Raw genomic sequence first — 25,764 nt, 5'->3', positions numbered from 1 at the left:
CTCAGAGCGCGCCCGCGTCCCGGGCCGTCCACACCGACGGATACAGGGGCCGGAAGCCCAGCTCGTCCCTGATCCGAAGGGTCGACATCTGTCCGTACCAGGGATCGGGGTCGGTGCGGCCGGCCAGGTCCGGGGGGACCGGCACCCCGTGGATCCGGTGCAGGTCCACCGCCGTCACCGGGGCGTCGTCGCCGACGTTGTAGCGGCGGCCCGCCGCCTCGCTCGCGTACAGCAGGCGCAGCAGCCCCTGCGCCACGTCCGCGTGGTGCACCGTCGCCAGGCGCTGCGTCGCCGCCCAGCCGCCCGCCCGGCCCATCGCCTCCGCGAGGTGCGGGTCGCCCTCCCCGTACACGAACGGCAGGACGGCGGTCCGCACGTCCAGGCCGTGTGCGCGGTGCAGTGCGAGCAGGCCCTCGTCGGCCCCTGCCTTCGACTGCGCGTACGCGCCCCACAGCTGTCCGCCGGGCACCGTCGGGTCGTCCTCCGTCAGCGGTCTGCCGCGTCCCGCCCCGTACGCGAGGTTGGTGCTCACCTGCACGAACCTGGCCGTGCCGGCCCGAAGGGCGGCCCGGCCCAGAGCGACGGCGGCGTCGCGGTTGACCGACCACATCTCCTCGTCCGGGACACCCCGGAAGGCCGCCGCGATGTTCACGACCGCGTCGGCGCCCTTCAGCGCGCCGTCCACGGCGGTGGCGTCCCGCAGATCACCGGTGACGACCTCCGCGCCCAGGGCGGCCAACGCACCCGCCCGCCGTTCGTCCCGCACGACGACCCGCACCGTGTCGCGGGAGGAGGCCCGCCGGAGCAGCCTCGGTACGAACCGCCGTCCGACCTCGCCCGTCGCGCCCGTCACCAGAATGCGCATCGCCCGTCCTTTCTCCACGCCGGGACCGCTCCGGCCCCGTGCCGCCCCCAGCGTGAGGGCGTCCGCGTCGTCGCGGGAGGGACGGGCTGATCCAGGGACCGGCGGTCCCTGGATCAGCTCTGGAGCGGCGGGCGGTACCGGGCCATGCTGGGGCGATGGACCTGGACCGTGCCGAACTCGCCGACTTCCTGCGCCGTTGCCGTACCCGTCTCGACCCCGCGACCGTCGGGCTGACGGCCGGCCCCCGGCGGCGTACCCCGGGCCTGCGGCGGGAGGAGGCGGCCATGCTGACGGGCGCGTCGGTGGACCACTACACGCGCCTGGAGCAGGGGCGGGGCTCCCGGCCCTCCCGGCAGATGCTCGCCGCGCTGGCCAGGGCCCTGCGGCTCACGCAGGACGAGCGCGACCACCTGTTCCACCTGGCGGGGGAGGAACCGCCCCGCTCGGGCGACGGCCCCGCCCAGCACGTGCGCCCCGCGTTGCTGATGGTTCTCGACCGGCTGCACGACGCCCCCGCCCACGTCTACAGCGACCGGGGCGAGCTGCTCGCGCAGAACGCCCTGGCGACCGCGCTCACCGGGGAGACCGAGCCGGGGCACAACGTCATCCGCGGCTGGTTCACCGACCCCGCCGCCCGGAGGTTCCACCTGCCGCAGGACCACGCCGCCCAGTCCCTCGTCCACGTCGCCCAGCTGCGGGCGGTGTCCGCCTCCCGGCCCGGCGACCGGCACCTCGCGGCACTGGTCGCCGAGCTGCGGGAGGCCAGCGAGGAGTTCGCGGCGCTGTGGGCCGAGCACCGGGTGGCGATGCGGCGGGCCGAGCGCAAGCGGTTCCTGCACCCCGCCGTCGGCCTGCTGGAGCTCGGCTGCGAAGTGCTGCTGACCGCCGACTGCGGGCAGCGCCTGGTCATCCACACCGCCGAACCGGGCAGCGAATCGTACGAGCGGCTGCGGCTGCTGGCCGTGATCGGGCTGCAGGACCTCGGGGCGACCGGTGGCCCGGACGCCCCGCGTGGCCTCAGCCCTTCACGGTGAAGCCCGCCCGCAGGAGGGCGTCGTCGCGTGAGGACGGGCCGACGAGCAGTTCGAAGGCGCCCGGCTCCACCACGCGACGCCCCGCCGCGTCCACCAGGGTGCAGTCGGCGACCGGCAGTTCGAGCAGCACCTCGCGCCGCTCGCCCGGGGCGAGCGTGATCTGCCGGTAGCCCTTCAGCTCCTTCTCCGCCCAGGTCACGGACGTCACGCTGTCGCTGACGTACATCTGCACCGTCTCCACGGCGGGCCGTGCGCCCGTGTTGTGGACGGTGACACGCGCCCGCAGCGTGTCGCTCTCGCCGACGCAGGCGGTGAGCACCTCCAGACCGGAGTAGGCGACGGTCGTGTAGCTCAGGCCCTCGCCGAACACGAAGGCCGGACGCTGGGTCAGGTCGGCGTACCGGGAGCCGTGCTGGCCCCGGACCTGGTTGTAGTACGTGGGCTGCTGGCCCGCGTGCCGGGCGAAGGAGACCGGCAGCCGGCCCGAGGGCTCGACGAGGCCCAGCAGCAGTTCGGCCACCGCCCTGCCGCCCTGCATGCCCGGGTTGAAGGCGTGCACGATCGCCGCCGCGCGGTGGGCGGACGGCGGCAGCACCAGCGGCTTGGAACTGATGACCACGACGACGAGCGGCTTGCCGGTCGCAGCGAGCGCGTCGAGCAACGCGACCTGGTCCCCCACGAGTTCCAGGGTCGCCGTCGAACGCCCCTCGCCGATCAGCTCGATACGGTCGCCCACCACGGCGACGACGTGGTCGGCGGCCTCGGCGGCGGCGACCGCCTCACCGATCAGGTCGGCGGACGGCTCGGCGGGCACGACGACCTCGGGGCGGGGCTGCCCGTCCGGGAAGAAGGCGCCCTCCGGGTCGGGCCCCACGGAGAGGATCTGCGCCCCCCGTGCGTACGTGACGGTCCAGTCGGCCGGCACGTGTGCGCGGAAGCCGTCGAGCACGGTGCGGATCATGTGGCGCGGGTGGCCGTCCGGCAGCCAGTCCGCCTGGCCGGAGGAACCCGCCCAGTCGCCCAGCTGGGTCTGGGCGTCGTCGGCGTTGGGCCCGACGACGGCGACCGTGCGGGCAACCGCCCCGGTTCCGGCGAGGGCGCGCCCGTCCGGCCCCGGCACCAGGCCGCCCGCCAGCGGGAGGGTGCCGTCGTTGGTGAGCAGCACCAGGGAACGGCGCGCGGCCTCAAGATTCAGCTCCGTGTGACCGGCGCTGCCGATGACCGCGGCCTGCCGGGCGGCGTCCGGGTGGCGGGGGTTCTCGAAGAGGCCGAGCTCGAACTTCAGGGTGAGGACGCGCCGTACGGCAGCGTCGATCTCCGCCTCGTCCAGGGCGCCTTCGGCGACGGCGTTCTGGGCGCCCTCGAAGAACTGCGGGGTGGTCATCACCATGTCGTTGCCCGCGCGGACGGCCGCGGCGGCTGCCTGGGTGTGGTCGGCGTAGACCTTCTGCTCCCACACCATGCGGCCGACGTTGTCCCAGTCCGTGACCAGCGTGCCGGTGTAACCCCACTCGCCGCGCAGCACCTCGTTCAGCAGCCAGTCGTTCACGGTGATCGGCACGCCGTCCATCGACTGGTAGCCGAGCATGAACGTACGGCAGCCCTCCCGGGCCACGCGCTCGAACGGGGGCAGGAACCACGAGCGGAGTTTGCGGCGGGAGATGTCCGCCTCGCTGGCGTCACGGCCGCCCTGCGTCTCGGAGTAGCCCGCGAAGTGCTTGGCGCAGGCGAGGACCGCCGTCGGGTCGGAGAGGCCCTCGCCCTGGTAGCCGCGCACCATCGCCGAGGCGAGCTCCCCGATCAGGAAGGGGTCCTCGCCGAAGGTCTCGCTGACCCGGCCCCAGCGCAGGTCACGGGTGATGCACAGCACCGGGGAGAACGTCCAGTGCACGCCCGTCGCCGCGACCTCGACGGCGGTGGCCCGGCCCACGCGCTCCACGAGCCCGGCGTCCCAGGTGGCGGCCAGCCCCAGCTGCGTGGGATAGATCGTGGCCCCCTCCCAGAAGGAGTGGCCGTGGATGCAGTCCTCCGCCACCAGCAGCGGGATGCGCAGCCGGGTCCGCTCGGTCAGCGCCGCCGCCTCCCGTACGCGTTCGGGGGAGGCGTGCAGGATCGAGCCCGCGTGCAGGTCCTCGATGAGGTGGCGTACCCCGTCCTTGGCGTTGAGCTGGAGCATCTGGCCGGTCTTCTCGGCCAGGGTCATGCGGCCGAGCAGGTCGCCGACTCGCTCGGTGACGGACAGCGTGGGGTCGAGATACGGCAGGGAGGGGGCCACGGGGGGTCCTTTCGCGACACGGTTCGCCTTCACCATAGAGTCAATACCGACCAGCTGGTAAGTATCTCCGGGACCGAATCTCCGGGCCCTGTCCACAGGAGGCCGTATGGCGATCCGATGCACCGAACAGCCGGCCGGCTGTTCGCCGGCGGACCGGGGGAGCGGCGGGTGACGGGCGAAGCGCCCCGCGGTTACGCGAAGGGCCGTGCGAAGCGGCTGGAGATCCTCGACCAGGCCATGGCCCTGTTCGGCGAGGCCGGTTACCGGGGGGCGTCGCTGCGGGTGCTCGCGACCCGCTGCGGCATCTCGCACACCGGGCTGCTGCACCACTTCCCGACCAAGGAGGCGCTGCTGCTCGCCGTCCTGGAGCACCGGGACGAGGTCGACGGCGCCTGGCTGTCGCTGGGGGGCACCACGGGCGTCGGGCGGCTGCGCCGCTTCGCCGAGCTGGCCGCGCTGAACTCCACCCGGCGCGGCATCGTCGAGCTGTTCACCGTGGTCTCCGCCGAGGCGACGGCGGCGGACCACCCCGCACACGGCTACTTCGTCCGCCGGTACGGCAATTCGGTGCAGGGCGCCCAGCGGGCCTACGCGCAGGCCCGCCTGGAAGGTGCCCTGCGCGCGGGCATCGAGCCGGACGACGCGGGCCGGCAGCTGATCGCCCTGATGGACGGCCTCCAGGTGCAGTGGCTGCTCGGCGACCGCGCGACGGACATGGCGGGCGTCCTGCGCGCACATGTCCAGGCGCAGCTCACCGTGGATCTCTGAGCCGGGAGAGGGGCGCGCCGCGGGGCGGGGGACGGGTCGCGACGGCCCGTCCCCCGTCGCGGCCGTCTCAGATAGTAGGAAGTCCGAGTATCTGTGGAGACAGATGGCTCCAGCTGCCCTAGCTTTGTAGGAGCCGAACGAATCGCGTGACCAGCGACCGGCGGAAGTGAGCGCGCCCCGAAGCAGGCAACCCCTGCGGCATCCGCTCCCCGCCCCTTCCGGCGCCTCGAAATCCCGATCTCGACATCCGTCCGCGCGAAGTCCCGATCCCGAAATCCACGCGATCTCAAGGAGTCGATCCGTCATGGCCGAGACCACTACCCGCCGCGTCCGCCGTACCCCCCGCTCCGCCGAGCCGGAGCGCAAGAACGCCGCCGCCGCACTGCAGCGCGCCCTCGACCGCAGGGACAACGGCGGGTCGACGGGTCACTGAGACCGGCCTTCCGCCCCATGGCCGCCGACCTCGGATCATGTCCGCATGGTGGACGTCGGATGTCATGGGGTGGGACGGAGGGCTAGGCTGCCTGCATGTCTCGCAGCATCGATCTCGCAGTGATCCCCGGCGACGGTATCGGCCAGGAGGTCGTCACCCAGGGCCTCAAGGTCCTCAACGCTGTTCTCCCGCAGGATGTGAAGCTGGAGACCAAGGAGTACGACCTCGGCGCCCAGCGGTGGCACCGCACCGGTGAAACCCTCCCGGACGCGGAGCTCGAAGCCCTCAAGGGTCACGACGCCATCCTGCTCGGAGCCATCGGCGACCCGTCGGTCCCGTCCGGTGTGCTGGAGCGGGGGCTCCTGCTGAAGCTGCGCTTCGCCTTCGACCACTTCATCAACCTGCGGCCGTCGAAGCTCTTCCCGAACACCGCGACGCCACTGGCCGGCCGTCCCGAGATCGACTTCGTCGTCGTCCGCGAGGGCACCGAGGGCCCGTACACGGGCAACGGCGGTTCCCTGCGCACCGGCACGGAGCACGAGGTCGCCACCGAGGTCAGCGTCAACACCGCCTACGGTGTCGAGCGCGTCGTGCGTGACGCCTTCGCGCGGGCCGCCGCCCGCCCCCGCAAGAAGCTGACGCTGGTCCACAAGAACAACGTCCTCGTGTACGCGGGCCACCTGTGGAAGAACACCTTCGACAAGGTCGCGGCGGAGTTCCCCGAGGTCTCCACCGACTACCTGCACGTCGACGCCGCGACGATCTTCTTCGTCACCCAGCCGGAGCGCTTCGACGTCATCGTCACCGACAACCTCTTCGGTGACATCCTCACCGACCTCGCCGCTGCCGTGACCGGCGGCATCGGCCTGGCCGCGTCCGGCAACATCAACCCGACGGGTGCCTTCCCGTCCATGTTCGAGCCGGTCCACGGCACTGCCCCCGACATCGCGGGCCAGGGCAAGGCCGACCCGACCGCCACGATCCTCTCCGTCGCCCTCCTGCTGCGCCACCTCGGCTACGAGGCCGAGGCCGTGCGCATCGAGGACGCCGTCTCCGCCGACCTCGCGGAGCGCGACGGAGCGACCCCGCGCACCACCGACGAGATCGGCGACGCGCTCGCGGTACGCGTAGCAAGCTGACCCGACGCCTCCACTTCGAAGCCGCCGGGTCGCAACCGCACCCGGCGGCTTCACCTTGCGGTCCCCGGGTGCCACCATCGACCCCAGGACCGCGTTTTCGCGTCGCCGTAGCGACAGCGTCGACGTCACCGCAAACACGTCATTTCGTGCAGGGCCGCCCGCGAGAGATAATCGAACGCGGGACCGCGGCTCGTGGTAGTGCTCGGACGTCCTACAACCTTCCGGCCGACGCCGGAGAGGCGCAGGCGTGGGCGCGGTCCATCACACACAAGACCGGTGAAGGACACGCACTCATGACGACGCCCACGATCGAGCTCAAGCCCTCCTCGAACCCGCTGTCCGACGCGGAGCGCGAGGCGATCCTGGCCAGCCCCGGCTTCGGCCGCCACTTCACCGATCACATGGTGACGATCACCTGGACCGAGGGGCGCGGCTGGCACGACGCCCAGCTCGTGCCGTACGGGCCGCTGTCCATCGACCCGGCCAACATGACGCTGCACTACGCCCAGGAGATCTTCGAGGGGCTCAAGGCCTACCGGCAGCCCGACGGCTCCGTCGCCAGCTTCCGCCCGGAGGCCAACGCCGCCCGCTTCCAGCGCTCCGCAGCCCGCCTCGCGATGCCCGAGCTCCCCGCCGAGACCTTCATCGAGGCCTGTGACGTGCTGGTCCGGCAGGACCAGGCGTGGGTCCCGGCGCACGGCGGCGAGGAGTCCCTCTACCTGCGTCCCTTCATGATCGCGTCCGAGGTCGGTCTGGGTGTCCGTCCCGCCAACGAGTACCTCTTCCTCGTCATCGCCTCTCCCGCGGGTGCCTACTTCCCCGGCGGAGTGAAGCCGGTCTCCATCTGGCTCTCCCAGGACCGGGTCCGCGCCGTTCCCGGCGGCATGGGTGACGCCAAGACCGGCGGCAACTACGCCGCGTCCCTGCTCGCCCAGGCCGAGGCCGCCGCCAAGGGCTGCGATCAGGTCGCCTACCTCGACGCCGTCGAGCACAAGTGGGTCGAGGAGCTGGGCGGCATGAACCTCTACTTCGTGTACGAGCAGGAGGACGGCGGCAAGCGGATCGTCACCCCCTCGCTCACCGGCTCGCTGCTCGCCGGCGTCACCCGTGACTCCCTGCTCACCGTCGCCCGCGACCTCGGCTACGCCTCCGAGGAGGGCCGGGTCTCCATCGACCAGTGGCGCGCCGACACCGAGAACGGCACCCTCACCGAGGTCTTCGCCTGCGGCACCGCCGCCGTCATCACCCCCGTCGGTACCGTGAAGTGCGCGGACGGCGAGTGGACCCAGGGCGACGGCACCCCCGGCGAGGTGACCCTCAAGCTGCGCGAGCGTCTGCTCGACATCCAGCGTGGCATCGCCGAGGACACCCACGGCTGGATGCACCGGCTCGGCTGAGTCCCCGGCCGTACGCGCCGCTGACGCACGAAGGCCGCGCCCCTCGCGAGGGGCGCGGCCTTCGTGCGTCCCCGGGCCGCGCGGATTCTCACGCCCAGGGTTTTGAGCGCTGCTCAAAACTGGTTAGAGTGCTGCTCGAACCTGGAGGTGCGTACCGTGCGACTGACCCCGACCGAACGCGACCGGCTGCTGCTCTTCGGCGCCGCCGAGCTGGCGAGGGCCCGGCGCGCCCGGGGCCTGCGGCTCAACGTCCCCGAGGCGACGGCCCTGATCGCCGACACCGTCTGCGAGGCCGCCAGGGACGGGCGCAGGCTCGCCGAGGCGATCGAGGCCGCGCGTGCCGTACTGGGACCCGGCGACGTGCTGCCCGGGGTGGCCGACATCGTCACGGAGGTCCAGGTGGAGGCCGTCTTCGACGACGGTTCCCGGCTCGCGGTCGTCAGCGACCCCCTCGGCGGAGGCTCACTCGGCGCGGACGCCCCCGGCGCCCTCCTCCCGGGCCCCGGGACACCCGAGCCCGAGCCGTCCGTGCGGCTCACCGTCCACAACACCGCGACCGTGCCGGTCAGCGTCACGTCCCACTTCCACTTCTTCGAGGCCAACCCCCGGCTCCGCTTCGACCGTGCCGCCGCGTACGGGATGCGGCTGAGCGTGCCCGCGGGCTCCTCCGTCCGCTTCGGCCCGGGCGAGTCCGTGCGCGCCGCGCTCGTCCCGATCGGCGGCGCCCGGGTCGCCATCGGCTTCGCCGGTCTCGTCGACGGTCCGCTGGACGCTCCGGGCGCCAAGGAGGAGGCCCTGCGCAGAGCGGCGGCCTGCGGCTACCTCGGGGCGGGGGAGGGCGCGTGATGGATCCGTACGAGTACGCGTCCGTGCACGGTCCGCGCACCGGGGACCGGGTCAGGCTCGGCGACTCGGGGCTGACCGTGCGCGTGGAGTCCGACTCCCAGAAGCCGGGGGACGAGTTCCTGGCCGGGTTCGGCAAGACGGCCCGCGACGGCCTGCACCTCAAGGCCGCCGCCGTCCGGGAGACCTGCGACGTCGTCATCAGCAACGTCCTGGTCGTCGACGCCGTGCTGGGCATCCGCAAGGTCTCGGTCGGTATCCGCGAGGGCCGCATCAGCGCCATCGGGCGGGCCGGCAACCCGGACACCCTGGACGGGGTCGACGTGGTCGTCGGCACCGGCACGACGATCGTCTCCGGCGAGGGCCTGATCGCGACGGCGGGCGCCGTGGACCCGCACGTCCACCTGCTCTCCCCGCGCATCATGGAAGCCTCGCTGGCCTCCGGCGTCACGACGATCATCGGCCAGGAGTTCGGTCCGGTCTGGGGTGTCGGCGTCAACTCCCCGTGGGCCCTGCGCCACGCCTTCGGCGCCTTCGACGCCTGGCCGGTCAACATCGGCTTCCTCGGCCGCGGTTCCTCCTCGCACCGGGCGCCGCTGGTGGAGGCCCTCGCCGAGGGCGGAGCCTGCGGCTTCAAGGTCCACGAGGACATGGGCGCGCACACCCGCGCCCTGGACACCGCGCTGCGGGTCGCCGAGGAGTACGACGTCCAGGTCGCCCTGCACAGCGACGGGCTGAACGAGTGTCTCTCCGTCGAGGACACCCTGAGCGTGCTCGAAGGCCGCACGATCCACGCCTTCCACATCGAGGGCTGCGGCGGCGGGCACGTGCCCAACGTCCTGAAGATGGCGGGAGTCCCGAACGTCATCGGCTCCTCCACCAACCCGACGCTGCCGTTCGGGCGCGACGCGGTCGCCGAGCACTACGGGATGATCGTCTCCGTCCACGACCTCAAGACCGACCTCCCCGGTGACGCCGCCATGGCCCGGGACCGGATCAGGGCCGGGACGATGGGGGCGGAGGACGTGCTGCACGACCTGGGAGCCATCGGGATCACCTCGTCCGACGCCCAGGGCATGGGGCGGGCCGGCGAGACCGTGCGCCGCACCTTCGCCATGGCGGCGAAGATGAAGGCCGAGCTCGGCCCGATGGAGGGCGACGGCCCGGCCGACGACAACGCGCGCGTACTGCGTTACATCGCCAAGCTCACCGTCAACCCCGCCATCGCGCACGGTATCGCGCACGAGGTCGGCTCCATCGAGACGGGCAAGCTCGCCGACATCGTGCTGTGGCGGCCGGAGTTCTTCGGTGCGAAACCCCAGCTGGTCCTGAAGTCCGGCTTTCCCGCGTACGGCGTCACCGGCGACCCCAACGCCGCCACGGACACCTGCGAACCCCTGATCCTGGGACCGCAGTTCGGCGCGTACGGGGCCACCGCCGCCGATCTCTCCGTCGCCTTCGTCGCGGAGGCCGCGGCCCAGCTCGGCGCCGACCTGATGCCCACCCGCCGGCGCCGCGTCGCCGTGCGGGGCACGCGCGGCATCGGACCCGCCGACCTGCGCCTCAACTCCCGTACCGGACAGGTGGGTGTGGACGGCGAGACCGGCCTGGTCACCCTGGACGGGGACCCGCTGCGCTCACCGGCCGCCGACTCCGTGTCCCTCAACCGCCTCTACTTCCTCTAGGAACCCGCCATGACCTTCCGCATGCCGCCCGAGTGGGCCCCGCACGAGCGCACCTGGATGGCCTGGCCCGGCCCCAACCCCACCTTCGCCACCGCCGCGGAACTGGACGAGGCCCGTCGCGCCTGGGCCGCGGTCGCCCGCGCCGTGCGCCGCTTCGAACCGGTCACCGTGATCGTGGGTCCGGGCCAGGAGGACGGTGCCCGCGAGCTCCTCGGCCCGGACGTCGAGATCGCCGTACGCCCTCTCGACGACGCCTGGATGCGGGACATCGGCCCCACCTTCGTCACCGACGGCAGCCGGCTGGCCGCGGTCGACTGGACCTTCAACGGCTGGGGCGCACAGGGCTGGGCCCGCTGGGAGCACGACCGGCACATCGCGCGCGCCGTCGCCGAGCTGGCGCAGGTCCCCGTCCACAGTTCGCCGCTGGTCAACGAGGGCGGCGCGATCCACGTCGACGGCGAGGGCACGGTCCTGCTCACCGAGACCGTCCAGCTGGGCGAGGAGCGCAATCCCGGCTGGACACGACGCGCCGTCGAGCAGGAGATACACGCCCGCCTCGGCACCGAGAAGGCCCTCTGGCTGCCGCGGGGCCTGACCGGGGACTACGGCACCTACGGCACCCTCGGGCACGTGGACATCGTCGCCGCCTTCGCCCGTCCCGGCGTCGTCGTCGCCCACGTCCAGCCCGACCCCTCGCACCCGGACCACGACGTCACCCGTGAGACGCTCCGCCTCCTGCGTGCCGCCACCGACGCGGCGGGCCGCCCGCTGGAGGTGGTGGAGGTCCCCGCCCCCACGGCGTCGCGGGACGCCGGCGGCGGGTGGAACGACCACTCCTACATCAACCACTACCTCTGCAACGACGGTGTGATCCTCTGCGCCTTCGACGACCCCAGGGACGAGGAGGCGGCGGCGATCTTCGCCGACCTGTTCCCGGACCGTACGGTGACACGCGTCGACGCCCGTACGATCTTTGCCGGTGGTGGAGGCATCCACTGCATCACACAGCAACAGCCCAGGATCTGACAACCGTGACCGCTACCCCGCGACGCCGCAACATCGCCCCGCCCCGGGAGGACGTGCTCGCCGCCGTCATGGCCACCGTCGCCGAGCGCGGCCTCGACGGGCTCACGATGGCGGGGCTCGGCCGCGAGGTCCACATGAGCAGCGGGCACCTCCTCTACTACTTCCGCACCAAGGACGAACTCCTGCTCCAGACCCTGGAGTGGAGCGAGGCGCGGCTCGGCGCCGAACGCCGTGCGCTGCTCACCGCCCCGGGCGGCGTGCGTTATCGGCTCGACGCCTACATCGCGCTGTACGTCCCCGACGGACACCGGGATCCGCACTGGACGCTCTGGCTGGAGGTCTGGAACCGCTCGCAGGACGCCGGCGACGACGCCCGCGCACGCCAGGCCGCCATCGAGGACGCCTGGCACCGCGATCTCGTGGAGCTGCTGGCCGAGGGGGCCGCGCGGGGGGAGTTCCGTGCCGTGGACACCGGCCGTGCCGCCACCCGGCTGCGGGCCCTGCTGGACGGGTTCAGCATCCATGTCACCGTCGGCATCCCCGGCACCGGCCGGGAGCAGGTCCTGGACCAGGTGCGCCGGTACGTGGACGAGACGCTCGTGCCCGGGCCCGCCTCCGGCGGTGCGAAGGACCCCGTCCCCCTGCCGTCGCCCGCTGACGGCGATGCGGCCGGCGCCGCCCCGGAGCCCTCCGACGGCGGTGCGACGGACGTCACGCCCGCATCCTGAGACGCCCGGAGACCCAGGGGTGCCGCTGTGCCAGACTGCTGCCGTGTCCTCGTTCGCCATGATTATCGGCAGCAGGCGCGCCGGTCCGCAGTGACCGTTCCGTACCACCACGTACCGAACGGACATCGTGCCCCAGACCCGCGCGCAGACCTCTCGCACCCGCGAGGGGTTTTTTCGTTTTCCGGCCCACACCACGGCCGGGGCGAGGCACGCGAGATGATGGGGGCAAGTGGAGCCGATTCGTCCGGATCCGCTCACCCGACAGGAGTCAGATCAGTATGACCACCAAGGCCTCGGCCCCCGACGACACGTTCCATGTCTTCGACACCACGCTGCGCGACGGCGCGCAGCGCGAAGGCATCAACCTGACGGTCGCGGACAAGCTGACCATTGCACGGCATCTGGACGACTTCGGTGTGGGCTTCATCGAGGGCGGCTGGCCGGGGGCCAACCCCCGCGACACGGAGTTCTTCGCCCGCGCCCGCCAGGAGATCGACTTCGAGCACGCCCAGCTCGTCGCCTTCGGGGCCACCCGCAGGGCGGGCGGCAAGGCAGCCGAGGACCCGCAGGTCCAGGCGCTCCTCGACTCGGGGGCCCCGGTGATCACGCTGGTCGCCAAGTCCCACGACCGCCACGTGGAACTCGCGCTGCGCACCACGCTCGAGGAGAACCTGGAGATGGTCCGCGACACCGTCTCCCACCTCCGGGAGCAGGGCCGCCGCGTCTTCGTCGACTGCGAGCACTTCTTCGACGGCTACCGCGCCGACGCCGAGTACGCCAAGCAGGTCGTGCGCACCGCGCACGAGGCCGGCGCGGACGTGGTCATCCTCTGCGACACCAACGGGGGCATGCTCCCGGCCCAGATCCAGGCCGTCGTCTCCACCGTCCTCGCCGACACCGGTGCCCGGCTCGGCATCCACGCCCAGGACGACACGGGCTGCGCCGTCGCCAACACGCTGGCCGCCGTGGACGCCGGCGCCACCCACGTGCAGTGCACCGCCAACGGTTACGGCGAGCGGGTCGGCAACGCCAACCTCTTCCCCGTCGTCGCCGCCCTGGAACTCAAGTACGGCAAGACCGTCCTGCCCGCCGGCGCGCTCGCCGAGACGACCCGGATCTCCCACGCCATCGCCGAGGTCGTCAACCTCACGCCCTCCACCCACCAGCCCTACGTCGGGGTCTCGGCCTTCGCGCACAAGGCCGGACTGCACGCCTCCGCGATCAAGGTCGACCCCGACCTGTACCAGCACATCGACCCCGAACTCGTCGGCAACACCATGCGGATGCTCGTCTCCGACATGGCGGGCCGTGCCTCCATCGAGCTCAAGGGCAAGGAGCTCGGCATCGACCTCGGGGACGACCGCGCGCTCGTCGGCCGGGTCGTGGAGCGCGTCAAGGAACGCGAGCTCAAGGGCTACACCTACGAGGCGGCCGACGCCTCCTTCGAGCTGCTGCTGCGCGCCGAGGTCGACGGCAGGCCCCGCCGCTACTTCCGCATCGAGTCCTGGCGGGCCATCGTCGAGGACCGCCCCGACGGCACCCACGCCAACGAGGCCACGGTGAAGCTCTGGGCCAAGGGCGAGCGCATCGTCGCCACGGCCGAGGGCAACGGCCCGGTCAACGCCCTGGACCGGGCCCTGCGGGTGGGCCTGGAGCGTATCTACCCGCAGCTCGCCAAGCTGGAGCTGATCGACTACAAGGTCCGCATCCTGGAGGGCCGCACCGGTACCGAGTCCACCACCCGGGTGCTGATCACCACCGGCGACGGAACGGGTGACTGGGCCACGGTCGGCGTGGCCGAGAACGTCATCGCGGCGTCCTGGCAGGCCCTGGAGGACGCGTACACCTTCGGTCTGCTGCGGGCCGGTGTGGAGCCGACGGAGTAGCGTGCCCCGGCCGCTCACGCCTCCCGGTGCCCCTCACGGGGGAGCGGGGGCCCGAGCGGCCTCCTCCCTCACGGCAGTGTCAGGTCCCCCTGCGCCAGTGGCAGCCACTCCCAGAAGTTGTGGTCGTCCTCGGGGCGGTAGCGCACCAGCCCCGGAAAGTGCGGCACACGCACCAGCGCGTGCTCGGCCGCCTCCCGGCCCGCGGTGCCGAAGGAGCCGGACACCGTGCCGTGCCAGTAGCCGGCGTCGAGCACGGCGTCACCGGTGAGGGAGTGCTCGGGCTGGAGGCAGACCGGCAGGTAGAGACGGCCGGGATCGCCCTGCGCGGCGAGAGCCCGCCGCAGGGCCAGGCCCGCGAGCTGGGTGGTCCACGCGGCGTGCGCCTCCGGCGCGCTGTGCGTCAGCATCGGCAGCAGCGGCAACGGCCCCACACCGGGCCACGCGAGCGGGAAGTTCGGTGCCGCGTCCCCGGTCTCGCCGCTGTCCACGGGTTCCGTGCCCGGCGGGCGCGTCACGGCGCCGGGGCCCTCCTCCCGTACGGCCCACAGCCGCCAGCCCCCCGCCGCGCCGTCGGTGCTGCCCGCCGCGGCGCCCTCCGCGAAGGCGTCCATGAAGCCGCCGACCCGGACCAGGGGGGTTGCGGGCACGCCATGCGGTGAGCCGATTCCCGCGTCGTACCCCGCCTGCCACCCGCGCGCCTCGTGCGACGGGCCGAAGACGTCCCCGACTCCGCCGCCGTCCTCAAGATGCGGATTGGTCCGTGGCATGGCCGCCTCCGTCCCTCCTCGGCCCGGGCGCACCCGCCGGCCTCCGTCCGCACCGGCCCTCAACCTGCCCCGTGCCACGGTGCGTTGAGCGGGCCCCGGTCCTCCAAGTCTAGGCCCGGCCGGTCCGCGTCGCACGGCGGCGCCCGGCGGGGGTGTTCCCGCCCGGCGCCGCCCGCTCCGGGCTCCTACTGGAGCCGCCACTTCTGGTTGGCGGCGCCGGTGCAGGTCCAGATCTGCACCCGGGTGCCGTTCGCGGAGGACCGGCCCGTCACGTCCAGGCACTTGTCCGCCGCCGTGTTCACCACGTCCCCGGTCGCCGGATCGTACGTCCAGCGTTGCGCGCCCGAGCCGTTGCAGGTGTACAGCTGGACCTTTGCTCCGTCGGCCGTCGAGCCCGAGGTGACGTCCAGGCAGGTGCCCAGCACCTTGACGGAGCCGTCCGCGCCGACCGTCCACCTCTGGTTGGCGGCGCCGGTGCAGTCCCAGATCTGGACGGGGGTGCCGTCGGCGGCGCTGTTGTCCGTGGCGTCCAGGCAGGCGCCGTCGATGCCCGTCAGCGCGCCGCTGCTCCCCGGGGACCCCGACGGCGTGCCCGACCAGGTGAAGGTCGCCGAGGTGCGGCCGGGCAGGGAGTAGGTGAACTTCTGGCCGCCCCAGTTGACGGTGACCTGCTGGGCCGACGTGCCGCCGTTGTACGCGATCAGGGCCTTCGAACCGTCCGGATTGCGCCAGGCCACGTTGGGCACGGCCGTGCTCGCGGTGGAGGCGATCCGGGACGCGCCGGGCCGGACGTACTTCGTCAGGTGTCCCATCGTGTAGTACTCGACCGTGTAGTCGACCTGGCCGTGCCGGCTGTCCCCGTTGTGCACGGTGATCAGCCCGTCGCAAGTGCCGCAGCCGCCGTTGTGCGGCCCCCGGTTCTGGTCGACGGCCAGCGACCACTTGGTCACCGACTTCGCCCAGTTGCGGGTGTAGCCGATGATGTCGAGCATGTCCTCGCGCTGCTGGTCGGCGATCCAGGTACCGCCGGAGTGCTCGGTCTGGAACGCGTCCACCTGCGGGTACCGGTCGTGCACGGCGGTCTGCTTCGCGACGTCGCCGCCGTAGCCGTGCCAGGCGACCCCGCCGAAGTTCGGGTGGCTGCGCACCGCGGCGTCGTCGACCGTCTGGGCGGCGTACGCGTCGTAGGTGTCCCAGTTCCAGTCGTGCGCCAGGACCTTCGTGGCCAGCCCGGCCGCCTGGAGCCCCGGCAGCAGCTCGCTCTTGGTGAAGTAGGCGAGACCCGAGGCGTTCCAGCTCATCGACGGGTAACCGGAGCAGCAGGTGGGCTCGTTCTGCGCGGTGACGTAGTCGACCGGGACGCCCTGGTCCTTCCACGCCTGGAGGTACTTCACGAAGTAGTCGGCGTACGTCCCGTAGTTCTCGGCCTTCAGCCAGCCGCCGTTGAGCTGCCCGCTGTCCTTCATCCAGGCCGGCGCCGTCCACGGCGAGGCGACCGTCGTCAGCGCCGGGTTGAGCTGCTTGGCCTGCCGCGTGAGCGGCAGCACGTCCTGCAGATCGTGTGCGATCGAGAAGTTGGCGAGGCTCGGGTCGGTCTGCCCGGCCGGCATGTCGTCGTAGGTGTAGCCGAACCGCGCGAGGTCGGATCCGCCCATCGGATTGCGGACGAACGACAGCCCGATGCCCTCCGTGGGGGAGAACAGCTTCTTCATCGTCTGGTCGCGGGTGGCCTGGCTGAGCGCCCCGCTGCCCTTCATCAGCCAGGCGGCCGTGTCGGTGAACGAGGCCCCGCCCCCGGTGAAGGTCTGGTAGCGGGTGTTCTCGTCGACGGTGATACCGGTGCCCGGGCCCCCGTTGCCGGCGACGAAGGAGACCGGCGTCTGGGCCTGAAGACCGCGCGTGACATGGCGCCCGCCCGCGTCGTCCGTGGTGGTCAGCACGATGTTCACGGTCTCGCCGGCGGCCTGGGCGGTCCCGGAGGAGAGCCCGGCGAGGCCCGCCGTGGCGAGTGCCGTCGCGACGAGGACCCTCGCCGTTCTGCTTGTCCGAATCATGGGCTGCTGCCTTTCTCGGCAGGGGCGTCGGGGAGGTGCCGTCGAACGAGCGTGAGTGAACTGGCAGTTACGTGTCCGCGTCAATAGGTCCGTACCTTCGAGAAGTGAACGCAAGCGCCGTCGCATCTCCTTTCGGTATGGGTACGGACCAATCTCGGTGTGAAGTATTGACGCCTCTGTTCCAGGGGGGTTAACTCCAGCCGCAACGCCGGTACCGGTTCCGGTACCGGTTGCGGAACCGGTACCGAAGCCCTGCGAACCACCCTGTCCTGCCTTGCCCCTGGAGGCCCCGATGCGTGTCACCATCGCCGATGTCGCCCGTGAGGCCGGCGTCAGCAAGACGACCGTGTCGCGGGTCATCAACCTCAAGGGCGAAGTGGACGGATCCACGGCCGCCCGCGTTCGTGAAGTGATCGCGGACCTCGGCTACGTGCCCAGCTCGGGCGCCGTCGGACTGGCCCGCGGCAGCAGCCGCACGGTCGGGATGCTGGTGCCCTCGCTGACCTGGCCGTGGATGGGTGAGGTGCTCCAGGGGGTCGTCGACACCGTCGAGGCCGCCGACTACGGGCTGCTGCTCTTCACGTGCAACCGGGGGGCCGAGTCCGTCGAGCGCTTCACCACCCAGGTGTCGGCGCGTGCCTTCGACGGTCTCGTCGTCGTCGAACCGGAGAACACCCTCGACCAGCTCACCGCACTGCACCGGTCCGGTCTGCCGATCGTCCTGATCGACGACAGGGGCCACCACCCGGAATTTCCCTCCGTCGTGACCACCAATCACGAGGGAGGCGCCTGCGCCGCCCGCCACCTGCGGGACGCGGGGCGCACGAGACCCCTGGTCGTCACGGGGCCGAAGCACTTCGGCTGCGTGCGCGACCGGCTCGCGGGGTTCCGGTCCGTCCTGCCCACCGACCTGGTCGTGGACGGAGACTTCACCGAACGCCGTGGCCGGCTCGCCGTGGAGGAACTCCTCGCCTCCGGAGTCGAGTTCGACTCCGTCTTCGCGCACAACGACATCAGCGCAGCCGGTGTCCTGCGGGCCCTGCGAGCCGCCGGCCGCCGCGTACCCGACGACATCGCGGTGGTCGGCTTCGACGACATCCCGATGGCCGAACACACCGAACCGCCGCTGACCACCGTGCATCAGCCCACCCGGCAGATGGGCGAGGCCGCGGCCCGCCTGCTGCTCTCCCATCTCGGCGGCACCGCCGTACCGGACGGACCGGTCGTGCTGCCCACCGAACTGGTCGTGCGCCGCTCGGCGCCGTAACGGGTCCGGCCCGCGAGGCCTCCCGTCCGTATCCCCGACCCGCCGCACCGCACCGCGGCGAAGCCAGCCTCACCACCCGACGGACACCGCGGTGAACCCCGCGTCACCCCGTCGCGCACCCCGGCCCGAGTCACCGCCCCCCGGGCACCGCACGCCCCGCACCCGCGTCACCGCAGACCCCGCACCGTGTCAGGCACCGGCAACCGCCGTGCACGCACCCGCACCCCGCGCGTCCGGCGCTGCCCGCATCGCCGGATCTCCCAGACCCGCAGTCCTCCTGGAGTCGCCATGTCCGTACGCCGTCGTCACACTCTGAGAGCGCTCTCAGCCGCCATCGCCGTGGCCGCTCTCGCCGCAGGCTGTTCGTCCGCCAACTCGGGTGCCAACAAGGGGGGCGGAGCCGGCGCCTCCGGTGTGCTGACCCTGGGCAAGCCGGACGGGCCGCAGACGAACAACAGCAACCCGTTCCTGGCCACCTCGGCGAGCGCCACCCTCGGCTACCGCTACATGATCTACGAGCCGCTGGCGATGACCAACCAGATCCGCCCCACGGACAAGGCGGACCCCTGGCTCGCGACCGCGTGGGACTGGGAGTCGAACTTCACCAAGCTCACCTTCACCCTCGACAAGCGGGCCAAGTGGGCCGACGGCAAGCCGCTGACCGCCGCGGACGTCGCGTTCACCTTCGAACTGCTGAAGAAGCACCCGGCGCTCAACGGCAACGGCATCCCGTACGACGGCGTGACCGTGGAGGGGGAGAAGGTCGTCCTGACCTTCAAGGACTCCCAGTACGTCAACCAGAACAAGATCATCTCCACGTACGTGGTGCCCAAGCACATCTGGGAGAAGGTCGAGAACCCCGAGACCTGGCCCAACCGCACCCCGGTCGGCTCCGGCCCGTACAAGCTGAAGACCTTCACCCCGCAGACGACCACCCTGACCGCCACCCCCACCTACTGGAAGGGCGAGACCAAGGTCAAGGAGCTGCGCTACAGCACGTACAACGACAACAGCGCCGCGACCACGGCCCTGGCGAACGGCAAGCTGGAGTGGTCGTTCGTCTTCATGCCGAACTACAAGCAGCTGTACGTCGCCAAGGACCCGAAGAACCACAAGCTCTGGTTCCCCTCGGGGCTCGGCATCCACGGCCTCTGGTTCAACACCGCCCGCAAGCCGTTCGACAACCCGGCGCTGCGCAAGGCGATGGCCATGGTCGTCGACCGCAACGCGATCCACGTACAGGCCCAGGCGACGCTCTACCCGGAGATCAGCAACCCGACCGGCATCCCGCTGCCCGCCGGCGAGCCCTTCCTCGCGCCGGAGTACAAGAACGCCACCACGAAGCCCGATGTCGCCGGCGCCAAGAAGGTCCTCGACGAGGCGGGCTTCAAGCTCAGCGGCGGCGTCCTGAAGGACCCGGGCGGCAAGCCGGTGGAGCTGACCTTCACCGACCCGGCCGGCTGGAACGACTACATCACCGGGCTGTCCATCATCAAGGACAACATCAAGCAGCTCGGCATCGAGGCCAAGGTCAAGACGCAGACCGCCGAGGCCTGGGGCAACGACGTCGCCACCGGCAACTTCGACGCCACCCTGCACTGGACCAACAGCGGCGCCACGCCGTACGACATGTACCAGAACATCATGGACGGCGCGATCTTCCAGCCGATCGGCAAGAGCTCCCAGCTGGGCAACTTCGGCCGCTTCAAGAGCCCCGAGGCCACCGCCGCGCTGAAGGAGTACGCCAACGCCACGGACGACGCCACCCGTACCAAGGCCATGAACGCCCTCCAGAAGATCATGGTCGAGCAGGCCCCCGTCATCCCGACGGCCGCCGCCCCCATCGGTGCCGAGTACTCCACGAAGAACTGGGTGGGCTGGCCCACCGAGAAGGACCCGTACGCAGCACCGCAGCACACCCAGCAGGACGCGCTGGAAGTCGTGCTCAACCTGAAGCCCGCCAAGTAAGTACGGGGAAGAACCGGCCATGACCACCGAACAGTCCGCAGACGTGCGCACCGAGAACGACGTGGTGCTCGAAGCACGCGGAGTCACCAAGCACTTTCCCGTACGGCGCACCGCCGGCGACCTGGTCGCCCGCAGACGCCGCACCGTACACGCCGTCGACGACGTCTCGCTGGAGCTCCGGCGCGGCACCGTCACGGCGCTGGTGGGGGAGTCCGGCTCCGGAAAGTCCACCGTCGCACGACTGCTCGCCCAGCTGTACCCGCTCAGCGCGGGGGAGATACGCCTGGGCGGCACGGCGGTGAAGGCCGGGCGTGGCCGGTCCTTCCGCACGTACGTCAAGCAGGTCCAGCTGATCTTCCAGGACCCCTTCGCCTCGCTCAACCCGGTGCACACCGTGCGCTACCACCTCACCCGGTCCCTCAAGATCCACGACCGGGCGGGGAGCGGGGAGGCGGACCTGGAGAAGAACCTGGCCGCTCTGCTCGAACGCGTCCAGCTGACTCCTCCTCATCAGTACCTGGACAAATTCCCGCACGAGCTGTCGGGAGGTCAGCGCCAGCGCGTCGCGATCGCGCGCGCGCTCGGCGCCGACCCCCAGGTGCTGCTGGCCGACGAGCCGGTGTCGATGCTGGACGTGTCGATCCGGCTCGGCGTCCTCAACCTGCTGCGCGACCTCAAGGAGCGGCTGCGCCTGGCCATCCTCTACATCACGCACGACATCGCCTCCGCGCGCTACTTCGCGGACACGACCCTCGTGATGTACGCCGGCCGGATCGTCGAGGGCGGTGACAGCGAGACCGTCACCCAGCGCCCCGCCCACCCGTACACCCAGCTGCTGATCGCCTCCGCGCCCGACCCCGACCGGGTGGCGGACGAGGAGGCGCAGGAGGAGACCGGGAGCGGCGAGCCGCCCTCGCTGATCGCCCCGCCGGACGGCTGCCGCTTCCACCCCCGGTGCCCGAAGGCCATGGAGCGCTGCCGCACCGAACTGCCGCCGCGCTTCGACCTCGCGGACGGTCAGTGGGCCGCCTGCTGGCTGTACGACGGCACGACCGCCGAGGGAGCAGCGAAGTGAAGTACATCCTCCAGCGGATCGCCTTCTACGCCGTCACGGCGTGGGCCGCCATCACCATCAACTTCCTGATCCCGCGCCTGATGCCGGGTGACCCCGTCGAGGCGCTGATGAGCCGCTACCAGGGGCAGCTCGACACCTCCGCGATCGCCTCCCTGAAGGCCCTGTTCGGGCTCGACGAGAACAAGTCGGTCTGGGCGCAGTACACCGACTACTGGTCCCACCTGCTCGACGGCGACCTGGGCCTGTCCTTCACCTTCTTCCCGACCCCGGTGGGCGAGGTGATCTCCCAGTCGCTGCCCTGGACGCTCGCGCTGGTCGGCATCACCACCCTGATCAGCTTCCTGCTCGGCACCGGCATCGGTGTCTACAGCGGGTGGCGGCGCGGCTCCTGGCTGGACGGGCTGCTGCCCGTGACCACCTTCATCTCGGCGATCCCGTACTTCTGGCTCGGCCTCATCGCCATCGCGCTGTTCGCGGTGAAGTGGCAGATCTTCCCCGCCGCCGGAGGTTACGACAACTCCCTGGTCCCGGCCTTCGACTGGCCGTTCGTCTCCAGCGCGCTGTACCACGGGGTGCTCCCCGGAGTGACGATCGTGCTGAGCGCCATCGCCGGCTGGATCCTCGGCATGCGCAACATGATGGTGACCGTCTCCTCCGAGGACTACGTCATGGTGGCGCAGGCCAAGGGGCTCTCCGAGCGGCGCGTGATGTTCTCCTACGCCGCCCGCAACGCCGTCCTGCCCAACATCTCGGGCTTCGCCCTCTCGCTCGGCTTCATCGTCGGCGGCACCCTGCTGGTCGAGATGGTCTTCTCCTACCCGGGCATCGGCTACCAGCTCTTCCAGGCCGTCGGAGCCAAGGACTACCCCCTGATGCAGGGCGTCTTCCTGATCATCACGCTCTCCGTGCTCGCCGCGAACCTGCTGGCCGACATGGCCTACGCCCTCCTCGACCCGCGCACCCGTAAGGAGGCGTGACGACCATGGCCGTCACCACCACCGACGTCGTCGTCACCGACGCCGCGCCCGCCGCGTCCCGGGCCAGGTTCCGCTTCCTGCGCGGAGGCAAGACCCGCACGGGGCTGCTGATCCTCGCCTTCTTCGTGGTCCTGGCCGTGGCGGGCCCCTGGCTCGCCCCGTACGACCCGGACGCGATGAGCGACCAGCTGCTGCAACCGCCCTCCTCCGCGCACTGGTTCGGCACGACGCAGACGGGGCAGGACGTCCTCTCGCAGATCCTGGTCGGCACCCGCGGCGTGCTGCTCGTCGGGTTCCTCGCCGGCATCCTGGCGACCGCGCTGTCCGTGCTCATCGGGGTCAGCGCGGGGTTCCTCGGCGGAGCCGCCGACGAGATCCTCTCGATGCTCTCCAACATCTTCCTCGTCATCCCCGGGCTGCCGCTGATCATCATCATCGCGAGCTTCGTCGAGGACACCGGGGACCTGCTGATCGCGGCCGTCATCGCCCTGACCTCCTGGGCCTGGGGGGCGCGCGTCCTGCGCGCCCAGACCCTGTCGCTCAGGCGGCGCGACTACGTGGAAGCGGCGCGTGCCACCGGCGAGTCGACCTGGCGGATCATCCTGTTCGAGGTGATGCCGAACCTCACCGCCGTCATCGCGTCCGGCTTCGTCGGCACCGTCATCTTCGCCGTCCTCTCGGAGATCACCCTCGCCTTCATCGGCGTCGCCGACATCTCCCACTGGAACTGGGGGACCGTGCTCTTCTGGGCCCAGTCCAACCAGGCCCTCGCCCAGGGCGCCTGGTGGTGGTTCGTCCCCGCCGGGCTCTGCATCGCCCTGCTGGGCACGGCCCTCTCCCTCATCAACTTCGGCATCGACGAGTTCGTCAACCCGCGCCTGCGCACCGCGACGGGCGCCTCCCGGAAGGTACGGATGCGCGTCGGCTTCACACCCGTCGCCCGCACCGCCCCCCAGGACGGACCCGCCGCCCCCGCCTTCACCCCGGTGGCCCGCACAGGCGCACCCGCGGAGCCCGGTACCGCGGAGGCCCGCACCCCCGCGGCCACGGAGTCCGGCACCCCCGAGTCAGCCGGCACGTCCAGCAAGGAGCAGCGCGCATGACCGCCGAGCCGATCCTCACCATCAGCGGCCTGAACGTCGACTACGGCACCGGCGCGAGCGGCGTCCGCGCGCTGCGGGACATCGACCTCACCCTGCACCGCGGCGAAGTCCTCGGCCTCGCGGGCGAGTCGGGCTCCGGCAAGTCCACGCTGGCGTACGCCGTCACCCGGCTGCTCTCCCCGCCCGGGGTGATCACCGGAGGTGACGTCCACTACCACCGGCCGGGCGGAGGGACCGTCGACATCCTCGCCCTGAGCCCCGACGAGCTGCGCGCCTTCCGCTGGCAGGAGCTGTCCATCGTGTTCCAGGGGGCGATGAACTCGCTCAACCCGGTGCACACGGTCCACAGCCAGCTCACCGACGTACTCACCGCCCACCGCCCCGGTATGCGCGCCGCCGAGCGGACCGCGCGGGCCGAGGAGCTGCTGACCCTCGTCGGCATCTCCACCGACCGGCTCGCCGCCTACCCGCACCAGCTCTCGGGCGGCATGCGCCAGCGCGTGATGATCGCGATGGCGCTGGCCCTGGAACCCGAGATCGTCATCATGGACGAGCCCACCACCGCACTCGACGTGGTGATGCAGCGGCAGATCCTGCGCAAGCTGGTCGAGCTGCGGGAGCGCCTCTCCTTCTCCGTCGTCTTCATCACCCACGACATCTCGCTGCTGATCGAGTTCTCCGACCGCATCGCGATCATGTACGGCGGGCGGATCGTGGAGCAGGCGGGCGCCTCGGAGATCTACCGCGACCCGCGCCACCCGTACAGCGAAGGCCTGCTGCACTCCTTCCCCGCGCTGCACGGTCCCCGCCGCGAGCTCACCGGCATCCCTGGATCGCCCCCGCACCTGGCCGCGATGCCCGCCGGATGTGCCTTCCACCCCCGCTGCGGCAAGGCCTTCGACCCGTGCGACGACCGGGTCCCGGTGCTCACCGCCCCGGAGGGCGGCCAGGGCCGCGAGGTCGCCTGCTGGCTGCACACCCGGCCGGCCTGACCCGGCCGGCCGAAGAAAACCCCACCCGCACACGGAGTTACGGAGAACCATGAATCTCGTCACGCCCCGCAGCAGCCTGCAGCCCGCCGCCGTCCAGGGACTCCCTGCCGACTTCCGCTGGGGCGTGGCCACCTCCTCGTACCAGATCGAGGGCGCGGCGTCGGAGGACGGCCGCACCCCGTCCATCTGGGACACCTTCTGCCGCGTCCCCGGCGCCGTGCACAACGCGGAGCACGGCGACGTGGCCTGCGACCACTACCACCGGATGCCCGAGGACGTGGAGCTGATCGCCGGCCTCGGTGTCGACACCTACCGCTTCTCCCTCGCCTGGCCGCGCATCCAGCCGGGCGGCCGGGGCCCCGCCAACGCCAAGGGCCTCGACTTCTACAAGCGGCTGGTCGACGAGCTCCAGGGGAAGGGCATCACCCCCTGGATCACCCTCTACCACTGGGACCTGCCGCAGGAGCTGGAGGACGCGGGCGGCTGGCCGGCCCGCGACACCGCCCTCCGGTTCGCCGAGTACGCGATGCTCGCTCACGAGGCGCTCGGCGACCGCGTCGAGCACTGGACCACTCTGAACGAGCCCTGGTGCTCGGCGATGCTCGGCTACGCCTACGGGGCCCACGCCCCCGGCCGCACCGACATGGGGGACGCCATGAGCGCCGTCCACCACCTGCTGCTCGGTCACGGGCTCGCCGCCCGGCAGATGCGCGAGGCCGCCGGCAGCGGCCCGCTGGAACTCGGCATCACCCTCAACCTCGGCACCGCCACCCCGGAGACCGGCAGCGAGGCCGACCGGGAGGCCTGCCGCCGCGCCGACGGCATGGGCACCCGCCTCTACCTCGACCCGATCGTGCACGGCCGTTACCCGCAGGACGTCGTCGAGGACCTCGCCGCGCAGGGGATCGAACTCCCGGTGCGGGACGGCGACCTGGACGCCATCTCCACCCCGCTCGACGTCCTGGGGGTCAACTTCTACCGGGGCGCACTCTTCTCCGGAGTCACCGAGGACGGGTCGACGACCGACAGCGACGGCCTCCCCGTCGTCCGCGGCGTGGAGCGCGACCTGCCCCGTACCGCCATGGACTGGGAGATCACCCCGACCGAGCTCACCGATCTGCTGCTGCGCCTCCAGAACGACTACGCGCTGCCGACCGTGATCACCGAGAACGGCGCCGCCTTCGACGACACCGTCGCCGCCGACGGTTCCGTGCCCGACACCGACCGCACCGCCTACCTCGCCGACCACATCGACGCCGTGTCCGAGGCCCGCCGTCAGGGCGCCGACGTCCGGGGCTACTTCGCCTGGTCGCTGATGGACAACTTCGAGTGGGCCTACGGCTACGACAAGCGGTTCGGCATCGTCCGCGTCGACTACGACACCCAGGTGCGGACGCTCAAGGACAGCGCCAAGTGGTACCGCGACACGATCCGCCTCACGCGGAACGCCCGTACCGACTGATCTTCCCCCGTGCCCGAACG

General features: G+C 71.6%; 20 protein-coding genes and 1 pseudogene. 17 read left to right on the top strand and 4 right to left on the bottom strand.

The genetic code is table 11. The annotated features are described in order from the left end of the window. Position 1: 1 nt before the first annotated feature. Positions 2-865 carry an NAD-dependent epimerase/dehydratase family protein gene (locus ACFY8O_RS01150; protein ID WP_387897644.1) on the bottom strand — a complete coding sequence of 288 codons (864 nt, stop codon included), beginning with the start codon at positions 863-865 and terminating at the stop codon, positions 2-4. Between the two features lie 161 nt (positions 866-1,026). Here ACFY8O_RS01150 and ACFY8O_RS01145 point away from each other — a divergent pair, with 161 nt between their 5' ends. Further along, positions 1,027-1,899 (top strand): helix-turn-helix transcriptional regulator, encoded by an 873-nt coding sequence (locus tag ACFY8O_RS01145; RefSeq protein WP_387899506.1) that lies wholly within the window; start codon positions 1,027-1,029, stop codon positions 1,897-1,899. On the opposite strand, the gene ACFY8O_RS01140 is transcribed toward ACFY8O_RS01145, so the two are convergent. Next, positions 1,883-4,174 carry an exo-beta-d-1,3/1,6-glucosidase gene (locus ACFY8O_RS01140; protein ID WP_145802886.1) on the bottom strand — a complete coding sequence of 764 codons (2,292 nt, stop codon included), beginning with the start codon at positions 4,172-4,174 and terminating at the stop codon, positions 1,883-1,885. The genes ACFY8O_RS01145 and ACFY8O_RS01140 overlap by 17 nt on opposite strands. A gap of 168 nt (positions 4,175-4,342) precedes the next feature. On the opposite strand from ACFY8O_RS01140, the gene ACFY8O_RS01135 reads away from it, so the two are divergent. From ACFY8O_RS01135 to cimA, 9 genes and pseudogenes are all read left to right on the top strand, one after another. Then, on the top strand, positions 4,343-4,942 hold the full coding sequence (locus ACFY8O_RS01135) for a TetR/AcrR family transcriptional regulator (protein WP_208765980.1): 600 nt from the start codon (positions 4,343-4,345) through the stop codon (positions 4,940-4,942). A 304-nt stretch (positions 4,943-5,246) separates the two neighbouring features. Continuing rightward, positions 5,247-5,375, top strand: coding sequence for a hypothetical protein (locus ACFY8O_RS01130; protein ID WP_387897640.1), 129 nt, complete (start codon positions 5,247-5,249; stop codon positions 5,373-5,375). A 95-nt stretch (positions 5,376-5,470) separates the two neighbouring features. Next, positions 5,471-6,514 (top strand): 3-isopropylmalate dehydrogenase, encoded by a 1,044-nt coding sequence (locus ACFY8O_RS01125; RefSeq protein ID WP_145802882.1) that lies wholly within the window; start codon positions 5,471-5,473, stop codon positions 6,512-6,514. Between the two features lie 293 nt (positions 6,515-6,807). After that, positions 6,808-7,911, top strand: a complete 1,104-nt coding sequence (locus tag ACFY8O_RS01120) for a branched-chain amino acid aminotransferase (RefSeq protein WP_145802880.1) — start codon at positions 6,808-6,810, stop codon at positions 7,909-7,911. Positions 7,912-8,067: 156 nt separating this feature from the next. Continuing rightward, positions 8,068-8,757 carry an urease subunit gamma gene (ureA, locus tag ACFY8O_RS01115; RefSeq protein WP_145802878.1) on the top strand — a complete coding sequence of 230 codons (690 nt, stop codon included), beginning with the start codon at positions 8,068-8,070 and terminating at the stop codon, positions 8,755-8,757. Then, entirely contained in the window at positions 8,757-10,439 is a 1,683-nt protein-coding gene (locus ACFY8O_RS01110; RefSeq protein WP_387897636.1) for an urease subunit alpha, read from the top strand. Before ureA ends, ACFY8O_RS01110 begins: the two co-directional genes overlap by 1 nt. Before the next feature lie 9 nt (positions 10,440-10,448). After that, positions 10,449-11,465 (top strand): agmatine deiminase family protein, encoded by a 1,017-nt coding sequence (locus ACFY8O_RS01105; RefSeq protein WP_387897635.1) that lies wholly within the window; start codon positions 10,449-10,451, stop codon positions 11,463-11,465. A gap of 5 nt (positions 11,466-11,470) precedes the next feature. Continuing rightward, positions 11,471-12,073: pseudogene (locus ACFY8O_RS01100) on the top strand (TetR/AcrR family transcriptional regulator); the annotation flags it as partial. A gap of 398 nt (positions 12,074-12,471) precedes the next feature. Then, entirely contained in the window at positions 12,472-14,079 is a 1,608-nt protein-coding gene (cimA, locus tag ACFY8O_RS01095) for a citramalate synthase (protein WP_387897632.1), read from the top strand. Positions 14,080-14,147: 68 nt separating this feature from the next. Here cimA and ACFY8O_RS01090 read toward each other — a convergent pair whose 3' ends face one another. Together ACFY8O_RS01090 and ACFY8O_RS01085 are read right to left on the bottom strand one after the other, a co-directional pair. Beyond that, positions 14,148-14,846 carry a hypothetical protein gene (locus ACFY8O_RS01090; RefSeq protein ID WP_387897629.1) on the bottom strand — a complete coding sequence of 233 codons (699 nt, stop codon included), beginning with the start codon at positions 14,844-14,846 and terminating at the stop codon, positions 14,148-14,150. Between the two features lie 185 nt (positions 14,847-15,031). Continuing rightward, positions 15,032-16,900 (bottom strand): lectin, encoded by a 1,869-nt coding sequence (locus ACFY8O_RS01085; protein WP_387897626.1) that lies wholly within the window; start codon positions 16,898-16,900, stop codon positions 15,032-15,034. Between the two features lie 292 nt (positions 16,901-17,192). Between ACFY8O_RS01085 and ACFY8O_RS01080 the strand changes: the two genes are divergently transcribed. The 7 genes from ACFY8O_RS01080 (at position 17,193) to ACFY8O_RS01050 (ending at position 25,744) form a co-directional block, all read left to right on the top strand. Beyond that, complete coding sequence (locus ACFY8O_RS01080) at positions 17,193-18,167, top strand: LacI family DNA-binding transcriptional regulator (RefSeq protein WP_387897623.1); 975 nt, start codon at positions 17,193-17,195, stop codon at positions 18,165-18,167. 288 nt (positions 18,168-18,455) lie between these two features. After that, the gene (locus tag ACFY8O_RS01075; protein ID WP_145802860.1) at positions 18,456-20,135 is read left to right on the top strand and encodes an ABC transporter substrate-binding protein; all 1,680 of its coding nucleotides are present in this window, start codon (positions 18,456-18,458) and stop codon (positions 20,133-20,135) included. 19 nt (positions 20,136-20,154) lie between these two features. After that, complete coding sequence (locus tag ACFY8O_RS01070) at positions 20,155-21,210, top strand: ABC transporter ATP-binding protein (RefSeq protein ID WP_387897621.1); 1,056 nt, start codon at positions 20,155-20,157, stop codon at positions 21,208-21,210. Beyond that, positions 21,207-22,187: an ABC transporter permease gene (locus tag ACFY8O_RS01065; RefSeq protein WP_145802856.1), complete on the top strand. Its 981-nt coding sequence runs from the start codon at positions 21,207-21,209 to the stop codon at positions 22,185-22,187. The genes ACFY8O_RS01070 and ACFY8O_RS01065 overlap by 4 nt, the downstream gene beginning before the upstream one ends. 5 nt (positions 22,188-22,192) lie before the next feature. Further along, positions 22,193-23,290, top strand: coding sequence for an ABC transporter permease (locus ACFY8O_RS01060; RefSeq protein WP_387897618.1), 1,098 nt, complete (start codon positions 22,193-22,195; stop codon positions 23,288-23,290). Beyond that, entirely contained in the window at positions 23,287-24,282 is a 996-nt protein-coding gene (locus ACFY8O_RS01055) for an ABC transporter ATP-binding protein (RefSeq protein WP_145802854.1), read from the top strand. The genes ACFY8O_RS01060 and ACFY8O_RS01055 overlap by 4 nt, the downstream gene beginning before the upstream one ends. Before the next feature lie 49 nt (positions 24,283-24,331). Continuing rightward, positions 24,332-25,744 (top strand): GH1 family beta-glucosidase, encoded by a 1,413-nt coding sequence (locus ACFY8O_RS01050; protein WP_145802852.1) that lies wholly within the window; start codon positions 24,332-24,334, stop codon positions 25,742-25,744. The last annotated feature ends 20 nt before the right edge of the window (positions 25,745-25,764 follow it).

The organism is Streptomyces argenteolus, assembly GCF_042902585.1.
Taxonomy (GTDB): Bacteria; Actinomycetota; Actinomycetes; order Streptomycetales; family Streptomycetaceae; genus Streptomyces; species Streptomyces argenteolus.
The sequence above is the reverse complement of the archived record's forward strand: the minus strand, read 5'-3'. Positions and strand labels throughout refer to the sequence as shown.